Raw genomic sequence first — 595 nt, 5'->3', positions numbered from 1 at the left:
TGGCCTGGTTCTGTGTGGCGGCGGCCACACCGCGTTCAGTCGCCAAGTGGGTCAGGAACGCCTCCACCTCGGCAGCACCCATCGATTCAGGATGACGTTTGCCGTGGAACAGGATGAAACGCCGGGCCCAATCCACATAGGTGTCCTCGGTGCGGATCGAGTAATGCCGCACCCGGATCGCATCGCGTACCCGGTCGAGCAGGCGGCGCGGGGTACCCGCCGGGCTCACCTGGGAAGCCTCGAGTCCCTCGGACGGGGGCGATGACGCCGGCGTGGCGGCACTCGTATGATCCGCGGGCGCGGAAGTCGTGAAACGATTCATCCGTCGGAATTTAGGCGGCCTAAACGGCCGACGCATCGCCCCCGAAGGGGGAGCGTGGCCCCTACTTCAAGGGGCATGAGGGGAGGGCCCGATGATCGTGAGTGCAGCTATTAGGCCGACGTTGGCAGGCAAAGCCTTTCGGCCCAATTTACGTTAGGCGCTTCGGGTGGACACGTACTCTCTAACCTCAGCTGAACAGCTGTTTGCAGCGTTCCCGGAGTGGCGCTCCTTGGCGCGGAGCGAGCAGGCAGAGGACGGCAGCTCTTATCTAAT

Annotated in this window: 1 protein-coding gene; it reads right to left on the bottom strand. The window is 63.9% G+C overall.

The features are described from left to right. The coding region (locus E8D38_RS28060; RefSeq protein WP_181179602.1) for a site-specific integrase at positions 1 to 322 on the bottom strand (322 nt) is incomplete at its 3' end. Between the last annotated feature and the right edge of the window lie 273 nt (positions 323 to 595).

Origin of the sequence: Methylibium rhizosphaerae (genome assembly GCF_006386545.1) — a bacterium.
In the GTDB taxonomy this organism is placed as follows: Bacteria; Pseudomonadota; Gammaproteobacteria; order Burkholderiales; family Burkholderiaceae_C; genus Pseudorivibacter; species Pseudorivibacter rhizosphaerae.
Note: the sequence above shows the minus strand (reverse complement) of the source record. Positions and strands in the feature narration are given on the sequence as shown.